Source organism: Litorimonas sp. WD9-15, assembly GCF_050271975.1.
Taxonomy (GTDB): Bacteria; Pseudomonadota; Alphaproteobacteria; order Caulobacterales; family Maricaulaceae; genus Litorimonas.
The window spans coordinates 1,850,023-1,869,245 of sequence record NZ_CP189850.1; the positions used below are offsets into that span (position 1 = coordinate 1,850,023).

The 19,223-nt window shown below is 54.3% G+C and carries 20 protein-coding genes; all 20 read left to right on the forward strand.

Annotation, left to right across the window (positions count from 1 at the left end; translation table 11 throughout):
• From ACP9M6_RS08695 to mce, 20 genes are read left to right on the forward strand one after another with little or no spacing between them, the layout of a single operon-like run.
• Complete coding sequence (locus tag ACP9M6_RS08695; RefSeq protein WP_427454773.1) at window positions 1-609, forward strand: NADH-quinone oxidoreductase subunit C; 609 nt, start codon at window positions 1-3, stop codon at window positions 607-609.
• Window positions 609-1,214: a hypothetical protein gene (locus tag ACP9M6_RS08700; RefSeq protein WP_427450284.1), complete on the forward strand. Its 606-nt coding sequence runs from the start codon at window positions 609-611 to the stop codon at window positions 1,212-1,214. The genes ACP9M6_RS08695 and ACP9M6_RS08700 overlap by 1 nt, the downstream gene beginning before the upstream one ends.
• Complete coding sequence (locus ACP9M6_RS08705) at window positions 1,201-2,397, forward strand: NADH-quinone oxidoreductase subunit D (RefSeq protein ID WP_427450286.1); 1,197 nt, start codon at window positions 1,201-1,203, stop codon at window positions 2,395-2,397. Before ACP9M6_RS08700 ends, ACP9M6_RS08705 begins: the two co-directional genes overlap by 14 nt.
• A complete protein-coding gene (locus tag ACP9M6_RS08710; protein WP_427450288.1) occupies window positions 2,394-2,609 on the forward strand; it encodes a hypothetical protein in 216 nt (71 codons plus the stop codon). Before ACP9M6_RS08705 ends, ACP9M6_RS08710 begins: the two co-directional genes overlap by 4 nt.
• Window positions 2,606-3,727 (forward strand): NADH-quinone oxidoreductase subunit NuoE, encoded by a 1,122-nt coding sequence (gene nuoE, locus ACP9M6_RS08715; RefSeq protein ID WP_427450289.1) that lies wholly within the window; start codon window positions 2,606-2,608, stop codon window positions 3,725-3,727. Before ACP9M6_RS08710 ends, nuoE begins: the two co-directional genes overlap by 4 nt.
• Window positions 3,727-3,954 carry a hypothetical protein gene (locus ACP9M6_RS08720; protein WP_427450291.1) on the forward strand — a complete coding sequence of 76 codons (228 nt, stop codon included), beginning with the start codon at window positions 3,727-3,729 and terminating at the stop codon, window positions 3,952-3,954. Before nuoE ends, ACP9M6_RS08720 begins: the two co-directional genes overlap by 1 nt.
• Window positions 3,955-3,957: 3 nt before the next feature.
• The gene (gene nuoF / locus ACP9M6_RS08725) at window positions 3,958-5,265 is read left to right on the forward strand and encodes an NADH-quinone oxidoreductase subunit NuoF (RefSeq protein ID WP_427450293.1); all 1,308 of its coding nucleotides are present in this window, start codon (window positions 3,958-3,960) and stop codon (window positions 5,263-5,265) included.
• 5 nt (window positions 5,266-5,270) lie between these two features.
• Complete coding sequence (locus tag ACP9M6_RS08730; RefSeq protein WP_427450295.1) at window positions 5,271-5,726, forward strand: TM2 domain-containing protein; 456 nt, start codon at window positions 5,271-5,273, stop codon at window positions 5,724-5,726.
• Window positions 5,727-5,769: 43 nt separating this feature from the next.
• The gene (nuoG, locus tag ACP9M6_RS08735; RefSeq protein ID WP_427450297.1) at window positions 5,770-7,854 is read left to right on the forward strand and encodes an NADH-quinone oxidoreductase subunit NuoG; all 2,085 of its coding nucleotides are present in this window, start codon (window positions 5,770-5,772) and stop codon (window positions 7,852-7,854) included.
• On the forward strand, window positions 7,851-8,942 hold the full coding sequence (gene nuoH, locus ACP9M6_RS08740; protein WP_427450299.1) for an NADH-quinone oxidoreductase subunit NuoH: 1,092 nt from the start codon (window positions 7,851-7,853) through the stop codon (window positions 8,940-8,942). The genes nuoG and nuoH overlap by 4 nt, the downstream gene beginning before the upstream one ends.
• An 11-nt stretch (window positions 8,943-8,953) precedes the next feature.
• Entirely contained in the window at window positions 8,954-9,442 is a 489-nt protein-coding gene (nuoI, locus tag ACP9M6_RS08745; protein WP_427450300.1) for an NADH-quinone oxidoreductase subunit NuoI, read from the forward strand.
• A 31-nt stretch (window positions 9,443-9,473) separates the two neighbouring features.
• On the forward strand, window positions 9,474-10,076 hold the full coding sequence (locus ACP9M6_RS08750) for an NADH-quinone oxidoreductase subunit J (protein ID WP_427454774.1): 603 nt from the start codon (window positions 9,474-9,476) through the stop codon (window positions 10,074-10,076).
• Window positions 10,077-10,085: 9 nt separating this feature from the next.
• The gene (gene nuoK / locus ACP9M6_RS08755; protein WP_427450302.1) at window positions 10,086-10,412 is read left to right on the forward strand and encodes an NADH-quinone oxidoreductase subunit NuoK; all 327 of its coding nucleotides are present in this window, start codon (window positions 10,086-10,088) and stop codon (window positions 10,410-10,412) included.
• Between the two features lie 4 nt (window positions 10,413-10,416).
• Entirely contained in the window at window positions 10,417-12,489 is a 2,073-nt protein-coding gene (nuoL, locus tag ACP9M6_RS08760; protein WP_427450304.1) for an NADH-quinone oxidoreductase subunit L, read from the forward strand.
• 4 nt (window positions 12,490-12,493) lie between these two features.
• Window positions 12,494-14,029 carry an NADH-quinone oxidoreductase subunit M gene (locus tag ACP9M6_RS08765; protein ID WP_427450306.1) on the forward strand — a complete coding sequence of 512 codons (1,536 nt, stop codon included), beginning with the start codon at window positions 12,494-12,496 and terminating at the stop codon, window positions 14,027-14,029.
• A complete protein-coding gene (gene nuoN, locus ACP9M6_RS08770; protein ID WP_427450307.1) occupies window positions 14,029-15,468 on the forward strand; it encodes an NADH-quinone oxidoreductase subunit NuoN in 1,440 nt (479 codons plus the stop codon). Before ACP9M6_RS08765 ends, nuoN begins: the two co-directional genes overlap by 1 nt.
• A gap of 1 nt (window position 15,469) precedes the next feature.
• Window positions 15,470-16,210, forward strand: a complete 741-nt coding sequence (locus ACP9M6_RS08775; protein ID WP_427450308.1) for a biotin--[acetyl-CoA-carboxylase] ligase — start codon at window positions 15,470-15,472, stop codon at window positions 16,208-16,210.
• Window positions 16,210-16,980, forward strand: coding sequence for a type III pantothenate kinase (locus ACP9M6_RS08780; RefSeq protein WP_427450309.1), 771 nt, complete (start codon window positions 16,210-16,212; stop codon window positions 16,978-16,980). The genes ACP9M6_RS08775 and ACP9M6_RS08780 overlap by 1 nt, the downstream gene beginning before the upstream one ends.
• Before the next feature lie 60 nt (window positions 16,981-17,040).
• The gene (locus ACP9M6_RS08785) at window positions 17,041-18,729 is read left to right on the forward strand and encodes a ribonuclease J (protein ID WP_427450310.1); all 1,689 of its coding nucleotides are present in this window, start codon (window positions 17,041-17,043) and stop codon (window positions 18,727-18,729) included.
• A complete protein-coding gene (gene mce, locus ACP9M6_RS08790) occupies window positions 18,730-19,170 on the forward strand; it encodes a methylmalonyl-CoA epimerase (RefSeq protein ID WP_427450312.1) in 441 nt (146 codons plus the stop codon).
• Window positions 19,171-19,223: the final 53 nt, after the last annotated feature.

The window sequence follows — 19,223 nt, forward strand, 5'->3', positions numbered from 1 at the left end:
ATGGCTGATAATTTCGCAGACCTAAAAGATCATATTGAGAGCCAGCTCGGCGATGCGATTAACAGCGCGTCGGTGGCATTCGGTGAACTGACATTGGAAGCCCGCCGCGCGGAAATCCTGACCGTGTTGGCCTTCCTCCGCGACGATCCGATCTGCCGCTTCACGCAGTTGATCGATATTGCGGGTGTGGATTATCCGTCCCGCGCGCGCCGTTTCGACGTCGTCTATCACATGCTTTCCATGAGCCATAATACGCGCATCCGGATCAAAATCACGACGGATGAAGACACAGCTGTGCAGAGCTGCGTCCCGCTCTTCCCCAACGCCGATTGGTATGAGCGTGAGGCCTTTGACATGTACGGTATCGCGTTTGAAAATCATCCGGACCTGCGCCGTATTCTGACGGATTACGGGTTTGAGGGTTTCCCGCTGCGCAAAGACTTCCCGCTAAGTGGCTTTGTCGAAGTGCGTTATGACGAGGGCCGCAAGGCCGTCGTTTATGAGCCTGTGAATTTGCCGCAAGAATATCGCAGTTTCGATTTCATGAGTTCATGGGAAGGCGGCGATTATGTGTTGCCAGGCGATGAGAAGAGTGAGGCGGCGGAGTGATGCGTTTAGTAAATAGGTCTTATTCGAGAAGTGTTTTGCTCATTATTGCTTCCATTATATCTATGCAGGTTTCGGGTTGCGGCGATGACGCTTTTGCTGAGGATTACGACTCCATTGCTCTCAGGCAGTGTATGATAGATCTCAAGGCCAAGTCTGATATTGAATATGAGGACGTGAAGCGTTTTGAGGCATGTCTTGTTTCTGAAGGGTTTCGTAAGGTCGTGTCCGATGATTTTGCTGCGGAGTGCGCATTTTTATCGGAGTATCTCACTGTAGGATCAGTCTTAAGTTATGCTCTTCCAGGGCTCGATGATGACTTTGAGGCGTTTTCTGAGGCGTCAGATAAATTTGATTTTTATAATGATGTTTGGGCAGGTGTGTATTCTGCTAGAGTCGATGAAGGGGGAAAGGCTCTTCTGAATGACGAAGAGTTTGTAAATTCTACAATCGAAGCCCTTGGATTAAATCCTTATGGCTACGACCCATTTGCATATACTGAAGATGTGGCTCCTGACGTTATGAAGGAGTTCAAAAAGTGCGAAAAAATTAATCTTGCCGTACAGGCGGCAGCCGAGAAGGAGTTTGCTTCAAATGGCGACTACTGAAGCCATCCTCCAGGGCGACGACCGCAACTTCACGATTAATTTCGGCCCGCAACATCCTGCGGCGCATGGCGTTTTGCGTCTTGTGCTGGAGCTGGAAGGTGAGGTCGTCGAGCGCGTCGACCCGCATATCGGCCTGCTGCATCGCGGCACGGAAAAGCTGATGGAGCATAAGACCTATCTCCAAGCGCTGCCCTATCTCGACCGTCTGGATTATGTCTCGCCGATGAATCAGGAGCATGCCTTCTGCCTCGCGATTGAAAAGCTGACGGGCATGGGTGTACCGCGCCGCGCGTCGTTCATCCGTGTGCTCTATTCCGAGATTGGCCGTATTCTCTCGCATATGCTCAATATCACGACGCAGGCCATGGATGTCGGCGCATTGACGCCGCCTGTCTGGGGTTTTGAAGAGCGTGAAAAGCTAATGGTGTTCTATGAACGCGCCTGTGGTGCGCGGATGCACGCCAATTATTTCCGTCCGGGCGGGGTCCATCAGGACCTGCCGCCAAAGCTGCTCGAAGATATTTACGCGTGGTGTGAGCAATTCCCTGAAAAGCTGCAGGACATTGAAACGCTGCTGACCGAGAACCGGATTTTCAAACAGCGCAATGTCGATATTGGTGTTGTGACCGAAGCGGATTGCCATGAGCGCGGGTTCTCCGGCGTCCTGATCCGTGGCTCCGGACTCGCGTGGGATTTGCGGCGGAACCAGCCTTATGAAGTTTACTCTGAGCTCGATTTCAAAATCCCGCTCGGCAAGAACGGGGATTGTTATGACCGCTATCTCTGCCGCGTTGAGGAAATGTACGAGTCGGTGAAGATCATGAAACAGTGTATCGAAATGATGCCTGAGGGTCCGGTCATGACGCAGGACAATAAATTTGTCCCACCGCGCCGCACCGAGATGAAGCAGTCTATGGAAGCGCTGATCCATCACTTCAAACTCTATACGGAGGGCGTTCACGTCCCGGCGGGTGAAGTCTATGCCTGTGTCGAAGCGCCCAAGGGTGAGTTCGGGGTTTATCTTGTCTCGGATGGATCAAATAAGCCTTACCGCTGCAAACTCCGCGCGCCGGGCTTCCCGCATCTCGCGGCGATGGATTATCTCAATCGCGGGCACATGCTCGCGGATGTCTCGGCCATCCTCGGCTCGCTCGATATCGTGTTCGGGGAGATTGACCGATGATCGGGGCAGAGGTTCATACCGATTTAAGTCACGTCTTGCAGGATGGATTTGAGATCAAGACGGCTTACGCGAATAAAGGCATGCATTTTATCCTTTTGCAGAAGGGTGAGCGCGTTGTGTTAGCTTCAACTGACTCGGTCAATGTCGAGTACGGTTCTGCAGCCTATTATGAGGAATACGAAGTTCGTGAGCTTACAAGGAAACCGTCATGAGTGCGCAACGTATGGCGCTGGTGCAGCCGGAAGCTTATAGCTTTTCCGCTGCGGCAGAGGCCGAAATCGATATGTGGATTGCGAAATATCCGGCGGATCGTCAACGCTCCGCGCTGATTCCCGCGCTCTGGATTGCGCAGAAGGATGCGGGCGGTTGGTTGCCGGAAGTCGCGATGCGCGCTGTCGCGGATAAGCTCGGCATGGCCTATATCCGCGTCTATGAAGTCGCAACATTCTACACGATGTATAATCTCTCGCCCGTGGGTGAGCATTTCGTGCAGCTTTGCGGGACGACTCCGTGTTGGTTGCGCGGGGCCGATGATTTGAAAGCTGTCATGGCACGCCGTGTCGGGCCGCAAAATACGGTCTCGAGCGATGGAAAGTTGAGCTGGCTAGAGGTCGAATGTCTCGGCGCTTGTGCCAATGCGCCGATGGTACAGATTTCAAATGCGGATGGGGACCACTATTACGAAGATTTGACGGCAGAAAGCTTTGACGCGCTGCTCGATGATCTCGTTGCGGGCCGTACGCCCAAAAGAGGGCCGCAAAATGATCGTCACACGTCAGAGCCGGAAGGTGGCGCGATTGCCCTGACGACAAAGAACTTGTCCAATGCGCGCGGCAAGATGAAAAAGCTGCCAAATGCGGACCAGAAGGCCGCGATTAATTACTATGAGTGGGACCCGAAAGAGCGCCGCGCGACACGCGGTGGCTGGGTCGACCCGACTAAAAAAGCCAGCCGCGACCCTAAAAAGCGTCCTGATAATATGGGCAAGGATATGACGGCGGGTCTCGTAGACGAGGCGCCGAATAAAGGTCTTCCAAAACGCTCGAGCAAGCCGGTCGGCAAGAAACCGCAAGTCATTTACAAAGATGGCCCTACGGACGGCACACCTGATGATCTCAAGAAAATCAAAGGCATAGGCCCAAAATTTGAAAGCGATCTGAACGCCAAGGGTATTTATTATTATCGCCAGATCGGGGCTTGGAAAGTCGCCGATGTGAAACTGGTCGAAGCCGATGCGCTGTCGCGTTTTCCGGGTCGTATCAAGCGGGATGAATGGGTCAAGCAAGCCAAGGCGCTTGCGAAAGCTGCCTCTAAGAAGGCGAGTTCATAATGGCTTTACGAGAAAATGGCCGCGCGATGACATCAGATTCGTTCGATAAACTGGCTTATGTTTCGGCTGGGTTGGGGGCGTTCATTTTGCTGATTTTGCACGTGAGTGGTGTTTTTGACGGGTTCGGCATGATTGGTACGATTATCAAATGTGTGATCGCAATCGGCATTGTCGCCATGTTTTCGTACTTTAAGTCCCGTGGCAATAAATTGAGAGGTTTGAACTAGATTATGGCTGAACTCCTCCAAGATAAAGACCGGATCTTCCAAAACCTTTATGGTCTGAATGACCACGGATTGGACGCCGCACGGGATCGTGGTGCGTGGCTCGGCACCTCGGCGATTTTGGCGCAAGGTAAGGATTGGATCATTGATCAGGTCAAAAGCTCCGGCCTGCGCGGTCGTGGCGGCGCGGGTTTCCCGACGGGTCTGAAATGGTCTTTCATGCCGAAAGAAGTCGGCATTCGCCCGCATTACCTCGTCGTCAATGCCGATGAGTCAGAGCCAGGGTCTTGTAAAGACCGGGACATCATGCGTCATGATCCGCATCTGTTGATCGAGGGTTGCCTCGTCGCGTCTTTCGCAATGCAAGCGCATGCCTGTTACATCTATCTACGCGGTGAATATATTTTGGAACGTAACCGCATTCAGGCCGCGATTGACGAAGCTTATGCGGCAGGCCTGGTGGGCAAGAATGCCTGCGGCACCGGTTGGGATTTTGACATCTACATGGCCCATGGGGCCGGCGCTTATATTTGCGGTGAAGAAACGGCTCTGCTGGAATCTCTCGAAGGTAAAAAGGGACAACCGCGCCTGAAGCCACCATTCCCGGCCAATGCAGGGCTCTATGGGTGTCCGACAACTGTGAACAATGTTGAGTCTATTGCCGTTGTGCCGACCATCCTGCGCCGCGGCGTTGACTGGTGGACGCAATTTGGCCGTGACAATAATAAAGGCACGAAAGTGTTCTCCATCTCCGGGCACGTTAACACGCCGTGTAATGTCGAAGAGGCGATGTCCATTCCCATGAAGACATTGCTGGAAACCCATGCGGGCGGTGTTCGTGGGGGGTGGGATAATCTCAAATGCGTCATTCCGGGCGGGTCATCTGTTCCGCTTCTGCCGAAAGAAATTTGCGATACAGTCCTCATGGATTTTGACGCATTGCGCGAAAACCAATCGGGCCTCGGCACGGCGGCTGTCATCGTCATGGATCAATCCACTGATGTCGTGAAAGCCATCGCGCGGCTGTCCTACTTCTATAAACATGAGAGCTGTGGTCAGTGTACGCCATGCCGTGAAGGTACAGGCTGGATGTGGCGCGTTATGGAACGGATGGTTGTCGGTAATGCCAAGACGTCTGAAATCGACATGTTGCTCGACGTTTCCAAACAGGTCGAGGGCCACACAATCTGCGCCCTCGGCGATGCTGCGGCTTGGCCCATTCAGGGTCTCATCCGTCACTTCCGTCACGAGATCGAAGAGCGCATCGATAATTACCGGGCGGATAAGCCCATCTTTGTACAAGCAGCGGAGTAGGGGCGATGAACGGCAAGATACTGGATTACGATTTTGATCGACATATCGGTGTGATTTCCGCCGCTGATGGTCAACGTTACAAATTCACGGGCGGCGAATATAAGTCTAAGTCTGGTCCGCCCCGCGCGGGCATGGTCGTAGATTTTGATCCGTTGGAAGATAACGTCGCGATCGGTGTTTATCCTATGGCGGGCGCATCCCATGCGGTTGCGGGTCGTAAAGACAAAATTGTTGCTGCGCTTCTGGCGTTCTTCCTTGGCGGTTTTGGTATTCATAAATTCTATCTGGGCAAAACCGGGGCCGGGATCACGATGCTTCTTTGCGGAACAATTGGATGGCTCCTCATACTGCCGGGCTTTATCATCTGCATAATCGCCTTCATCGAATTTATTATCTATCTCGTCAAAGACGAGCAGCAATTCCAAGACGAATATGTTCACGGCAATAAGGCTTGGTTCTAAACATCTCGCTCTCGCTGGATTATAGACTCTTCACGGATACAGAATGACCGACCTACGCAAGTTAAATATCGACGGTGTCGAGCACGAGGTACCAGCGGAATACACGCTGATGCAGGCCTGTGAGGAATATGGCGGCGCGGAAATTCCGCGTTTCTGTTATCACGAGCGTCTGTCTGTCGCTGGTAACTGTCGCATGTGCCTCGTCGAATGGGTCGGTGCGCCAAAGCCACAAGCGTCTTGCGCGTTGCAGGTCAAAGATTTGCGTCCGAACCGTGACGGCACGCCAGCCAATATCCGCACAAACTCCGAGACTGTGAAAAAAGCGCGGGAAGGGGTCATGGAATTCCTTCTCATCAATCACCCGCTCGATTGCCCGATTTGTGACCAGGGCGGTGAGTGTGATTTGCAGGATCAGGCCATGGGCTATGGTCGCGATACATCCCGTTTCGAGGAAAATAAACGCGCGGTCGATGACAAACATATGGGTCCGCTCGTCAATACGATCATGACGCGCTGTATCCAGTGTACGCGCTGTGTCCGCTTCATTACCGAAGTGGCGGGTGTGCAGGAAATCGGCCTCGTCAATCGCGGCGAAAATGCCGAAATCACGACCTATCTGGAAGAAAGCCTAACCTCCGAGATGTCCGGCAATGTGATCGACCTCTGTCCCGTTGGGGCGCTGACGTCCAAACCTTACGCGTTCAACGCGCGGCCTTGGGAATTGGACAAGGTTGAGTCGATCGACGTGATGGACGCCGTTGGCTCCAATATCCGTGTCGATAGCCGCCGCGATGCGGTATTGCGGATTCTGCCCATCAATAATGATGATGTGAATGAGGAATGGATTTCCGATAAAACCCGTTTCGTCTGGGACGGCCTTGCACGTCAGCGTCTTGATCGCCCATTCATCCGCGAAAACGGCAAGCTGCGTCCTGCAAATTGGGACGAAGCGCTCGGCGTTGTGGCAGAAAAGCTGAAAGGTGACCCGTCACTGATGGCTGCGATTGCGGGTGACCTCTGCGATGCGGAATCGATGAAGGCGTTGAAAGACCTGATGGACTCGCTCGGTGTGAAGAACATCGATTGTCGTCAGGATGGTTCTTTGATTGGAGAGGGCCCGCGTCAGAGCTATCTTTTCAATACGACAATCGCCGGTCTTGAAGAGGCTGATGCAATCCTGTTGGTCGGAACGAACCCGCGCCACGAGGCGCCGCTCGTCAATACACGTATCCGCAAGACCTGGATTGAGGGTAACCTCGAAATCGGCATGATCGGCGAAGCCGTCGACCTGACTTACAGCTATGAGCATGTCGGAACCTCCGCTGCGGATGTCGCGAAATTTGCGAAAGCCCGTTCCGGATTTGCCAAGACTTTCAAGTCTGCGAAAAACCCCGTCATTATTGTCGGCGCAGGGGCGTTGAAAGGCGAGGCTGGATTGTCGCTGCTCGAAGCTGTCGGCCAACTCGCGAAATCCGGCGCGACTGTTAATATCCTGCACGGTGCGGCCTCCCGCGTTGGTGGCTTGGACATGGGTTTCGTCCCGGGTGAGGGCGGTTTGTCGACGGACGCCATTCTCGACGCTGCGCAACAGGGCGCGATTGAGACCGTTTACCTCATGGGGGCCGACGAACTCGACACATCCAAAATCAAAGATGCCTTCGTGATCTATCAGGGTCACCACGGCGATAATGGCGCACATGTTGCGGATGTTATCCTGCCCGGTGCGGCCTATACTGAAAAATCCGGTCTCTATGTGAATATGGAAGGCCGCGTTCAAATGGCTAACCGCGCTGTGCCACCCAAGGGTGACGCGAAAGAAGACTGGGCGATCCTGCGGGCCTTATCCGCGCAAGTCGGTCGCGTCTTGCCTTACGACAATCTGGAAGCGCTTCGTGCGAAACTGTTCGCGGACCATCCGACCTTTATGTCGCTGGATACCGCACCTGAATCTGAAGCGTTTGATACAACCACTTTGGGCGCGAAAGGCGGTCTCTCATCCGAGCCTTTGGTGAACCCAATCGTTGACTTTTACATGACGAATGCCATTGCGCGCGCATCAAATGTGATGGCCGAATGTTCCGCCGTCATTGAAGAGAAAAACGCGACTGTGAAAGAGGCTGCGGAATGATCCCCATTATGCAAGCCGTGACGCCTGCGTCGGAGACGAACTGGCTGTTCTGGACCCTTCTGAAGACAGGGCAGGTATTGCTCTTCGTGCTGTCCCTTGCGTTGCTCGTGGCCGCGCTTGTGCTGGCCGACCGGAAGATCTGGGCGGCGGTGCAGATGCGCCGTGGGCCGAATGTCGTGGGGGCCTTTGGGCTCTTGCAGACCATGGCGGATGCTTTGAAATTCTTCTTCAAAGAAATCGTCATTCCGGCGGGGTCGGACAAGTTTCTATTCATCCTCGCGCCGATTCTCGGCCTCGTTATGGCATTCGCGGCCTGGGCCGTGATTCCCGTCGCGCCGGGTTGGGTGATTTCCGACATCAATGTCGGTGTTCTCTACGTCCTCGCGCTGAGTTCACTTGGCGTTTACGGCATTATCATTGGCGGTTGGGCATCTAATTCAAAATATCCGTTTATGGGCGCGCTCCGCTCTGCGGCGCAGATGGTGTCCTATGAAGTCTCCATCGGCTTTATCATCCTGACCGTAATTTTCCTCAGTGGTTCCATGAACTTAACGACAATTGTTGATGCGCAGGGCGCGGGCATTTGGAACTGGAATATGTTCCGTCTGAATCCTGTCGGCGAATATGGGTTGTGGAACCTGCTGATCGCACCGGTCATGTTTTACATGGGTGTGTTGTTCTTCATCTCCGCCCTCGCCGAGACAAACCGCCCGCCCTTCGATCTTCCGGAAGCGGAATCTGAACTCGTCGCGGGGTATCAGGTTGAGTATTCCTCAACACCGTTCCTGATGTTCTTCTTCGCGGAATATGTGAATATTATGCTCCTCTCGGCGATGATGACGCTGCTCTTCCTCGGCGGATGGCATGCGCCTGCTGATGTTGGTTTTCAATTCGTACCGCCATTCCTCTGGTTCTTCGCGAAGACCGCGTTCCTGTTCTTCATGTTCGCCATGGTGAAAGCGATTGTACCACGTTACCGTTATGACCAGCTCATGCGTCTGGGCTGGAAAGTCTTCCTGCCGACGGCACTGGCGGCGGTCGTGATTGTCTCCACATTTGTCGTCTTTCTCGGCGATAAAGCGGTTTAGGGAGTTAAATTATGTCCCGTATCAAACAAGTCATTCGCGGCGCGTTCCTGCTGGAATTCGTCTCGGCCTTCATGCTCGCGATGAAATATTTTTTCCGCCCGAAAGTCACGATCAACTACCCGTTCGAAAAAGGCCCGATCAGCCCGCGTTTTCGCGGTGAGCACGCCCTGCGTCGCTATCCTTCCGGCGAAGAGCGCTGCATCGCCTGTAAACTCTGCGAAGCGATCTGCCCCGCACAAGCCATTATTATCGAGGCCGAACCGCGTCCCGACGGCTCCCGCCGCACGACCCGCTATGATATCGACATGGTCAAATGTATCTATTGCGGCTTGTGTCAGGAAGCCTGTCCCGTCGACGCAATTGTCGAAGGTCCGAATTACGAGTTCGCCACGGAAACCCGCGAAGAACTCTATTATGACAAGGACAAACTCCTCGCGAACGGGGATCGTTGGGAAACCGAAATCGCAAAAAATCTAGCCTTGGACGCGCCCTACCGTTAAGGGCTGCGACAACTTCGCATCAGGATCTCGAATCGTGCTCATTGCAATTGCATTTTACGTCTTAGCGTTCACCGCTATCGCCGCCGGCTTCATGGTCGTGGCGGCCCGCAATCCCGTACATTCGGTGATGTTCCTCATCCTGACATTCTTCTCGGCAGCAGGCTTGTTTATCCTAATGGGGGCCGAGTTTCTCGCGCTCTTGCTCGTTATGGTCTATGTCGGTGCGGTCGCCGTGCTCTTCCTCTTCGTCGTGATGATGTTGGACGTGGATTTTGTGGAGCTGAAACAGGGCTTTCTCAGCTATCTGCCCGTCGGCATGATAGTTGCCGTTATTTTGTTGGCAGAAATGATACTGGTTGGCGCGGCCTATTTTGCGGGTGAGTCCAAAACCGTTGTGGTCACGGATAGCGAAGTCACCAATCTCGAAGCGATTGGCAATGTGCTTTACACACAATATGCGGGCGCGTTCGAGGCGGCGGGTTTGATCCTTCTCGTGGCGCTGATTGGGGCGATTGTGCTGACATTACGTGCAAGGTCGGGTGTCAAAATTCAGAACGCGATGGACCAAATGGCCCGCACGCGGGAAGACGGTGTCGAGCTCGTCGATATCGAACCCGGACAAGGGTTGGGGTAGGGGACCGCTATGTTAATCGGATTGCACCATTACCTGATCGTCGCGGCGATCCTGTTCACCATCGGCGTTTTCGGGATTTTCGTTAACCGGAAGAACGTCATCATTATCCTCATGTGTGTTGAACTCATCCTGTTGGCCGTGAATATCAATTTCGTTGCCTTCTCTACTCATATGGAACCCGTCGCCGGCGCAGACCCGATTGCGGGTCAGATCTTTGCGCTCTTCATTCTGACAGTCGCGGCGGCTGAGGCCGCTGTCGGTCTTGCCATTCTTGTCGTTTACTTCCGCAATCGCGGCAACATCGCGGTCGAAAATATCGACCTGATGAAGGGGTAATCTAGTGATCTATTTAACGATCGTTTTTGCGCCGCTCATCGGGGCCATCATAGCTGGACTGGCCGGAACACGCTTCGGCTCGGGTATCCTGAATGCGACAGCGTCCAAGGTCATCACGACAGGACTTCTCTTTATGTCCGCCATCCTATCATGGGTCGTTTTCCTGAACATTGGTTTTGGCGACGCGCCGGACGAGACAGTCAATGTTCTCCGCTGGATGAGTGTCGGGTCCATGGAAGCGAATTGGGCGCTCAAAATTGATACGCTGACAGCGGTTATGCTCGTCGTCGTGAACTCCGTTTCTGCCCTCGTGCATCTCTATAGCTGGGGCTATATGGAGGAAGACCCTTATCAGCCGCGTTTCTTCTCCTATCTCTCGCTCTTTACCTTCGCGATGTTGATGCTCGTCACATCGGATAACTTTATCCAGCTCTTTTTTGGCTGGGAAGGCGTGGGCCTCGCGAGTTATCTCCTTATCGGATATTACTATAAGAAACCGTCCGCTAATGCGGCGGCGATTAAGGCCTTTGTGACGAACCGCGTGGGTGATGTCGGTCTGGCGCTTGGCATCATGACCATCTTCCTCATGTTCGGCTCCGTCAAATTTGATACAGTTTTCGCCGCGCTTGAAGGCGGTGTGGATACAATTCTTCCCTTCCTTGGAATGGAGTTTAATGCGATTGAATTGATTGCTTTCCTGCTCTTCATCGGCGCGATGGGGAAATCCGCGCAGTTTGTTCTGCACGTCTGGCTGCCTGACGCGATGGAGGGCCCGACACCTGTCTCCGCGCTGATCCATGCGGCAACTATGGTGACAGCAGGCGTCTTCCTCGTCTGCCGCGCTTATCCGATTTACGAACTGGCCCCGAATACCTCCGGTTTCATTACAGCTATCGGCGCATTCACGGCGCTCTTCGCCGCGTCCGTCGCGCTTGTCCAGAACGACATCAAACGCGTCATCGCCTACTCAACCTGTTCGCAGCTCGGCTATATGTTCTTTGCGGCGGGTGTTGGCGCCTATAATGCGGCGATGTTCCATCTCTTCACCCATGCGTTCTTCAAAGCGCTGCTCTTCCTCTGCGCGGGTTCTGTGATCCACGCGCTGCATCATCAGCAGGATATGCGCAAAATGGGCGGGATCTGGAAGAAAGTGCCGTGGACTTACGGCGCGATGATTATTGGCACACTCGCCATCACGGGTATCGGTATTCCGGGCAGCTATACTTTTGGTTTTGCAGGGTTCTTCTCTAAAGACGCGATTATCGAAGCCGCCTATGATGCGCGCGGCGGCTCCAATGCGGCGATCTTCGCCTTCTGGATCGGGATCACGGCGGCCCTTATGACCAGCTTCTATAGCTGGCGTCTGATCATTATGACGTTCCACGGGGAACATCGCGGGAAGCAAAAATATTTCGACGAGGCGCATGAGAGCCCGTGGAATATGCGTCTGCCGCTTGTCCTACTCTCTATTGGCGCGGTCACAGCGGGTGCGGTGTTCTACAAATATTTCATAAAGGATTATGGCGGGTTCTGGCACGGGTCACTTCCCGGGAAGTCCGGCGAAACCCATGCGGCAATTTCGAATACTTTATTGGCTGCGGCAGAGGGTGATTATCCCGCCTATGAATCCAAGGGCTTTATAGACTGGCTGCTTTTCCGTCCGGTGCATGGTTATCCGTACTGGGTGCTGCTCCTGCCTCTTCTCGCCTCTATCTCGGGCTTCATCATCGCGTGGTTCATGTATGTGCGCGGCAGCGTTCAGGCGAAAATTGACCATGTCGCGGAAACGGGCGGGTCACCGCTTTATAATTTCCTGCTCAATAAATGGTATATTGACGAGCTTTATGACGCGACAGTCGTGCGCGGGACCCGCAAGCTGGGCGACCTGTTCTGGAAAGTCGGTGATGTGCGCATCATTGACGGATTTGGTCCGAACGGCGTGGCGAGTTTTGCCTCCGGTGCGGCGAAGCGGATTTCGAAACTCCAGACCGGATATCTCTATCACTATGCCTTCGTCATGCTCTTGGGCGTTGCGCTGTTAATTCTTGTCGCGTTCCGCGGCACGACGGGAGGGTAGGGCCGTGTTAGAAGATCTCCCCGTTCTGAGTCTGATTACATTTATCCCGCTGGCGGGTGCACTCTTGCTCGCGCTTTTTGCGTGGCTCGGCAAAGATGAGGGCCGTGAGCAATTAGAGAAAAACGCGCCACGCGCGGCGCTCGTGATTTCGGTTGCTGTTTTCATCCTGTCCCTCGTCATGGTGCTCGACTTTGATAGCGCGCAGGCGGGTTTTCAATTTATGGAAGACACACCGTGGCTCGGCGGCGGTATCGAATATCGCGTCGGCGTGGACGGCATTTCCGTCCTCTTCGTCCTGTTGACAACTTTCCTCACGCCCTTCTGTATCTTGGCGTCTATGACGTCCGTGAAGAAACGGATGCTGGAATATATGATTGCATTCCTCGTCCTGGAAACACTGATGATCGGCGTATTTGTCTCGCTCGACCTCATCCTGTTCTATCTCTTCTTCGAGGCCGTCCTCATCCCGATGTTTATTATTATTGGTGTCTGGGGCGGGAAGAACCGCGTTTATGCCTCCTATAAATTCTTCCTCTACACGTTGCTAGGCTCGGTCCTCATGCTGGCCGCGATCCTCTGGATCTATTTCTATAGTGGACAGCAATTGGGCGCACCGACAACGGATATGCGCGTCCTAATCGAAGAGCTTTCCATTCCGGCGGGCGTGCAGACTTGGCTCTGGCTGGCCTTCTTCGCGTCATTCGCAGTGAAGATGCCAATGTGGCCGGTCCATACATGGCTCCCTGACGCTCACGTCGAAGCGCCGACAGCGGGTTCCGTTATCCTCGCGGGTATCCTGTTGAAGCTCGGCGGTTACGGTTTCCTCCGCTTCTCCATTCCGCTTTTCCCGGAGGCGTCGTTAAACCTTGCGCCCATCATCTTCTGGATGTCCGTCATCGCCATCATCTACACATCGCTCGTCGCCTATCGTCAGAATGATATGAAGAAGCTGATCGCTTATTCCTCCGTGGCGCATATGGGTTTTGTGACCATGGGTATCTTCACCTTCAACCTACAAGGCATTCAGGGCGGAATCTTCCAGATGTTGAGCCATGGTATTATCTCAGGTGCGCTCTTCTTTTGTGTCGGCGTCATTTATGACCGGATGCACACGCGTGAGATTTCCTTCTATGGCGGCCTTGTCAGCAAGATGCCCGTCTATGCGGCGTTCTTCCTGCTGTTTACCATGGCGAATGTCGGCTTGCCCGGGACGTCTGGCTTTGTCGGCGAAATCCTAACGATGGTCGGCGCATATCAGGTCAGCCCATGGATCGCCTTCGGGGCCGCGCTCGGCATGATCCTGTCGGCCGTCTATGCGCTCTATCTCTATCGTGCTGTTGTCTTCGGCGAGGTTGTGAACGAGAAGCTGAACGATATTTTGGATGTGACGAAAACCGAAGTCTTCATTCTCGGCACCTTGGCGTTTTTCACCATCCTCCTCGGTGTCTATCCGTCACTCATCACAGATGTGACAGCGGCGTCGGTCGAGAAATTGATTGCTGACTTCAACACTGCGCAAATCGCAGCAGGAGTGAACTAATGCAGGCCCTGTCTACATTTCTGCCGGAACTCTTTCTGGCTGTCTCCGCCTCGCTTTTGCTCGGCTTTGGCCTCTCCAAGACGAATGATCGCTCCGTATTGGTGCGCTATATTTCCGTCGGCGTTCTGGTTGTTTTCGCCTTTATGGGCTTCCTACTTGACCGTCCTGCGGGCACGTCTTTCTCAGGGCTCCTGCTGAATAATGATTTCAGTGATTTCCTGAAATGCGTCATTGGCTTATCTGCAGCAGGGGCACTGCTCCTGACCCAGCATTATTTCCAATCGGAGAGGCTGGACCGTTACGAATTTTCCGTCCTGACACTCTACGCCGTGCTCGGCATGTCGATCATGGCCTCGGCGAATAACCTGCTGGCGATGTATATCGGGATCGAGATGCAATCCCTCGCCCTCTACATCATGGCGGCGTTTAATCGTGACTCCTTGCGTGCATCTGAAGCTGGGCTTAAATATTTCGTCCTCGGTGCGCTGTCTTCCGGTCTGCTGCTCTATGGCGCGTCGCTCGTCTACGGTTTCACGGGGTCACTCGATTTCGAAACCATCCGCGCCTCCATCGCCGTGTCCGGCCCGACGACAGGTGTCATCGCGGGTATGGTCTTCCTGCTCTGCGGTCTCGCGTTCAAGATTTCGGCTGCGCCGTTCCATATGTGGACGCCGGATGTTTACGAGGGCTCTCCGACTCCCGTGACGGGCTTCTTCGCCGCTGCGCCAAAACTCGCGGCCATGGCGATTATTGCGCGCCTTATCACCGTGCCCTTCGGCGATATTATTGGACAGTGGCAGCAGGTCATCGTGGTTCTCGCCGTCCTCTCAATGGTCGTCGGGGCATTGGGTGCGATTGTTCAGACGAACATCAAACGTCTGATGGCTTATTCCTCTATTGCTAATATGGGTTACGCCCTCGTGCCGCTCGCCGCGGCCTCTGTCGCGGGCGTGCAGGGTATGCTCGTCTTCATGACAATCTATGTCATCACGGTCATCGGTGTGTTTGCGACCATCCTGCAAATGCGTCTGCGTAATGGCATGGTGGAACAGATTTCCGATCTGTCTGGTCTGTCCAAGACTAACCCAGGTATGGCAATCAGTTTTACAATCCTGATGTTCTCCCTCATCGGTATTCCGCCGCTGCTCGGGTTCTTTGGTAAGCTTTATGCGTTTCTTCCAGCATTCGAAGCAGGATTGGCATGGCTCGCCATCGTCGCACTCGTCGCCTCCGTCATCGGTGCGTTCTATTATCTCCGCCTCGTCAAGGTCATGTGGTTCGATGAGCCGACCCGTGAGTTTGTCCGTGCACCGCGTACGGTCCGCGTCATCACGATTGTCTCGGTCCTGCTAATCTTCCCGCTGCTCATCATTCCGGGGATTGCGGGCGGCATGCTCGGCTTTGCCGAAAGCGCGGCACAGGCACTCTTCGCGCAGTAGTTTGAAGTTTATCCAATATGACAGCCTCGGCAGTACCAATGTCGAGGCCGCCAAACTGGCGCAATCCGGCGAGACACCGCCATTCTGGGTGAGGGCGGATGTCCAGACCGCAGGACGTGGTCGTCGCGGGCGGGACTGGGTATCACCCAAAGGTAATTTCTACGGCTCCGCCTGTTACGCCTATGACGACTCGCCACAAGACGCCGCGAAACTAAGTTTTGTCGCCGCAATAGCCGTGGCAGATGCGCTCTCGGCCTATACACTCACAACTCAACCCAAACTGAAATGGCCGAATGATGTCCTGATGGACGGGCGCAAGATTGCGGGGCTTTTGCTGGAAGCGCAGCAAGGTCGAGTGATTATCGGCATAGGCGTGAATCTCGTCAGTCATCCGCCGGAAGGTAATGTTCAACCGACGCATCTATTGGAACATCTTGCGCCCGAAGCCCTCAACACGGACGAACCGGAATTTACGGGTGCGGACGGGTTCCTCGCCATTCTCGCCGCAAAATTCGACGCGGCCTTCCGCAAGCATAAAGCCTATGGTTTCTCTGCCACTCGCGCGGATTGGCTCGCACGGGCAGGGGGCATTCCCGGTCCCGTAACAGTTCGACTGCCGGAAGAAGAATTCATGGGTCAAGCCACGGATTTGTTAGAGAGTGGTGCATTGCGCATCGCTCTTGCAGATGGCACGGTCCGCGACGTACATGCGGGCGATGTTTATTTTGGGACTGGAAGCTGATGTTACTGGCAATTGATACCGGCAATACTAACACACTCTTCGCCATTCACGATTTGAAGTCCGAATGGTTGTTCGAATGGCGGATTGCAACGGATGCTGCGCGAACGGCGGATGAATATGCCGTTTGGTTCCACCAGTTGCTCGATATGGTGAAGCTGAATTTCTCGGATGTCTCGGCCTGTGTGATCTCTTCCGTCGTGCCGCAATCCATTTTCAACCTGCGCAATCTCGCCCGTCGCCATTTGGAGATCGACCCGATCATTATCGGGGAAGAGGGTGTGGATGTCGGGATTGGCGTGCGGGTTGATAATCCTGAACAAGTCGGCGCGGATAGGCTCGTCACGACACTCGGCGCCGTACAACGCTATGACGGCCCGCTCATCATCATCGATAGCGGGACAGCCACGACCTTTGATGTTGTGTCCGGCGACCGTCATTTCGAAGGCGGGATCATCGCGCCGGGTATCAACCTCTCCATGCGCGCTCTGCACGAGGCGGCCGCGCAATTGCCACGTATTGAGATTAAAAAGCCCGACTCTGTCATTGGTAAGAACACGGTCGCCGCCATGCAGTCCGGCGTGTTTTGGGGTTATATCGGGCTCATTGACGGCCTCGTCCGCCAAATCCAGAAAGAAGATAAACGCAATTTCACCGTCATCGGCACGGGCGGTGTGGCCTCGCTCTTCGCGGGCGCAAGTGAGACAATCCAGCACTATGACTCGCAACTGACGATAGATGGACTATATGAGGTGTGGCGCTTAAACCGTTAGGCGCTTTCATCCGGACACGACGCGACACGGCCTCTCGGTTCGAAAAATAAAGTAAGAAAAATGAATAAGAAAACTTCCGAAGACGAATTTGTCTTCCTCCCCCTCGGTGGATCCGGGGAAATCGGTATGAATCTCAATATGTTCGGCTTTGGCCCTGAACATGACCGCAAATGGATCATCATTGATATTGGCGTGACATTTGGCGGCGCGGACACGCCCGGTGTCGATATCATTATGCCGGATATCGATTTTATCGAGCAGAATCGCCACAACATCCTTGGCATTATCCTAACCCACGCACATGAAGATCACATGGGCGCACTTGCGCGTTTGTGGGACCGCATCCGCTGTCCCGTCTGGGCGACTCCGTTTACGATGTATCTGGTCAAAGACCGCCTGTCCGAAGTTGGATTGTTGGATGAGGTGCCGCTCAATCTCGTGCAGCTCGGTGGTACGATTGAGTTGGGGCCTTTCCAGCTTAATCTCATCACACTAACCCACTCCATTCCCGAACCTAATGCCGTTGCCATTCGCACAGCGCTCGGCACAGTGTTGCATACGGGCGATTGGAAGATCGACCAGAACCCGCAAATTGGTGACCCCGTCGATGAAGCCGCCCTGCGCAAGCTCGGCGATGAAGGCGTGCTCGCCATGATCTGTGATTCCACCAATGTCTTCTCCCCCGGTGAAGCCGGATCGGAAGAGGGTGTGCGTGAAGAGATTACGAAATTGATTGGTGAATATGACGGTCGCGGCGTGGCCGTAGCGTCCTTCGCGTCCAATGTTGCGCGGCTGGAATCTGTCATGATGGCGGCCAAGGCGAATAATCGCTCGGTCTGCTTAATCGGGCGGTCCATGAAACGGATGACGGCAGCGGCGAAATCCGTTGGGATGTTGTCGGAAGTAGGTCAGTTAATTTCCGAGGACGAAGCGACGTCCATGCCATCGGCGCATGTGCTATATCTCTGTACGGGCTCTCAAGGCGAACCCCGCGCCGCGCTCTCCCGCATTGCCAATGGAGAACATCGCAGTGTGAAGTTCCACGCAGGTGATGTCGTCATTTTCAGCTCCAAAATCATCCCCGGCAATGATGTCGGTATATTTGCGCTGCAAAATGCGCTCGCCGATGACGGTGTGGAAATCATTACGGAAAAGATGCGGGATATCCATGTCTCCGGTCATCCTTGCCGCGATGAACTCGCCGCTATGTATAGCTGGGTCCGTCCCGAAATTGCGATTCCCGTTCACGGCGAACGCCGTCACCTTCTGGAACATGCAAAACTCGCCAAGACATTTGGCGTGAAACGCAGCTACCCGCCGCGAAATGGCGAGATGATAAAGATGGCCCCCAACGGTCCCGAAGTCATCGACATTGTCGCCTCCGGTCGTCTGCATCAGGATGGGAAAGACATCGTGTCTTCTGCCGATGAAGGCCTCCGCCTACGCCGTAAAATGGCCTATGCGGGCCATGTCTCGGTCAGTCTCGTCGTCGATAGTCGCGGTAAGCTCGTCGCCGGACCGGAACCCCGCATTAGCGGATTTCCCGAGGGCAAGAAAGGCGCGTTGATGGACGAACTGCTCGACCTCGTTGCGGATGCGGCGGAAGACGCATTTGACGCGCTGAGCCCGCGCGCAAAACGCGATGAGGATGTGATTGAGACAAAGGTCGCGTCCAAGGTCAAACGTCAAATCCGTGACCGGACGGGCAAACGCGCCATCGTCGAAATCGTCGCGCATAAGGTTAAATAAATGTCGGCCTGTTACGATCAGACGGATTTTAAACTCGGCGCGATGAACCATGTTGGTGTCGCCGTGCCGGATATGGCGAAAGCGATTACGTTTTATCGTGACGTGTTAGGCGCGACGAAGATTACAGAGCCGAAAGTCCTCGCGCCGCAGGGCGTAACTTATGCTTTTGTTGATCTACCCACGGGACAGGTGGAGTTGATTGAACCTTACGGTGAAACCTCGCCCATTCTGAAATTTCTGGAGCGCAATCCCAAGGGCGGGCAGCATCATATCTGTTTCGAAGTGGCGGATATTCACCACGCCAAGACGGTGATGGAATCGCGCGGGATGCGGGTTCTGGGCGAGCCACGGATTGGCGCACATGGGACATTGGTCGTGTTTTTGCATCCTGGCGATGCGGGTGGTGTGTTGATCGAGTTGATGGAAGTGGCCGGGCACTAAGTCAGTCATCGCGTGATAGGAAACCGAAAGCCGTTCGCCTTTCGGCACTTCAC

Coding starts and splice junctions, on each gene's coding strand:
- ACP9M6_RS08695 (WP_427454773.1), top strand. CDS start 1: ATGGCTGATAATTTCGCAGACCTAAAAGATCATATTGAGAGCCAGCTC.
- nuoE (WP_427450289.1), top strand. CDS start 2,606: ATGAGTGCGCAACGTATGGCGCTGGTGCAGCCGGAAGCTTATAGCTTT.
- nuoH (WP_427450299.1), top strand. CDS start 7,851: ATGATCCCCATTATGCAAGCCGTGACGCCTGCGTCGGAGACGAACTGG.
- nuoN (WP_427450307.1), top strand. CDS start 14,029: ATGCAGGCCCTGTCTACATTTCTGCCGGAACTCTTTCTGGCTGTCTCC.
- ACP9M6_RS08720 (WP_427450291.1), top strand. CDS start 3,727: ATGGCTTTACGAGAAAATGGCCGCGCGATGACATCAGATTCGTTCGAT.
- ACP9M6_RS08730 (WP_427450295.1), top strand. CDS start 5,271: ATGAACGGCAAGATACTGGATTACGATTTTGATCGACATATCGGTGTG.
- ACP9M6_RS08785 (WP_427450310.1), top strand. CDS start 17,041: ATGAATAAGAAAACTTCCGAAGACGAATTTGTCTTCCTCCCCCTCGGT.
- nuoG (WP_427450297.1), top strand. CDS start 5,770: ATGACCGACCTACGCAAGTTAAATATCGACGGTGTCGAGCACGAGGTA.
- nuoF (WP_427450293.1), top strand. CDS start 3,958: ATGGCTGAACTCCTCCAAGATAAAGACCGGATCTTCCAAAACCTTTAT.
- nuoK (WP_427450302.1), top strand. CDS start 10,086: ATGTTAATCGGATTGCACCATTACCTGATCGTCGCGGCGATCCTGTTC.
- ACP9M6_RS08710 (WP_427450288.1), top strand. CDS start 2,394: ATGATCGGGGCAGAGGTTCATACCGATTTAAGTCACGTCTTGCAGGAT.
- ACP9M6_RS08780 (WP_427450309.1), top strand. CDS start 16,210: ATGTTACTGGCAATTGATACCGGCAATACTAACACACTCTTCGCCATT.
- ACP9M6_RS08700 (WP_427450284.1), top strand. CDS start 609: ATGCGTTTAGTAAATAGGTCTTATTCGAGAAGTGTTTTGCTCATTATT.
- nuoI (WP_427450300.1), top strand. CDS start 8,954: ATGTCCCGTATCAAACAAGTCATTCGCGGCGCGTTCCTGCTGGAATTC.
- ACP9M6_RS08705 (WP_427450286.1), top strand. CDS start 1,201: ATGGCGACTACTGAAGCCATCCTCCAGGGCGACGACCGCAACTTCACG.
- mce (WP_427450312.1), top strand. CDS start 18,730: ATGTCGGCCTGTTACGATCAGACGGATTTTAAACTCGGCGCGATGAAC.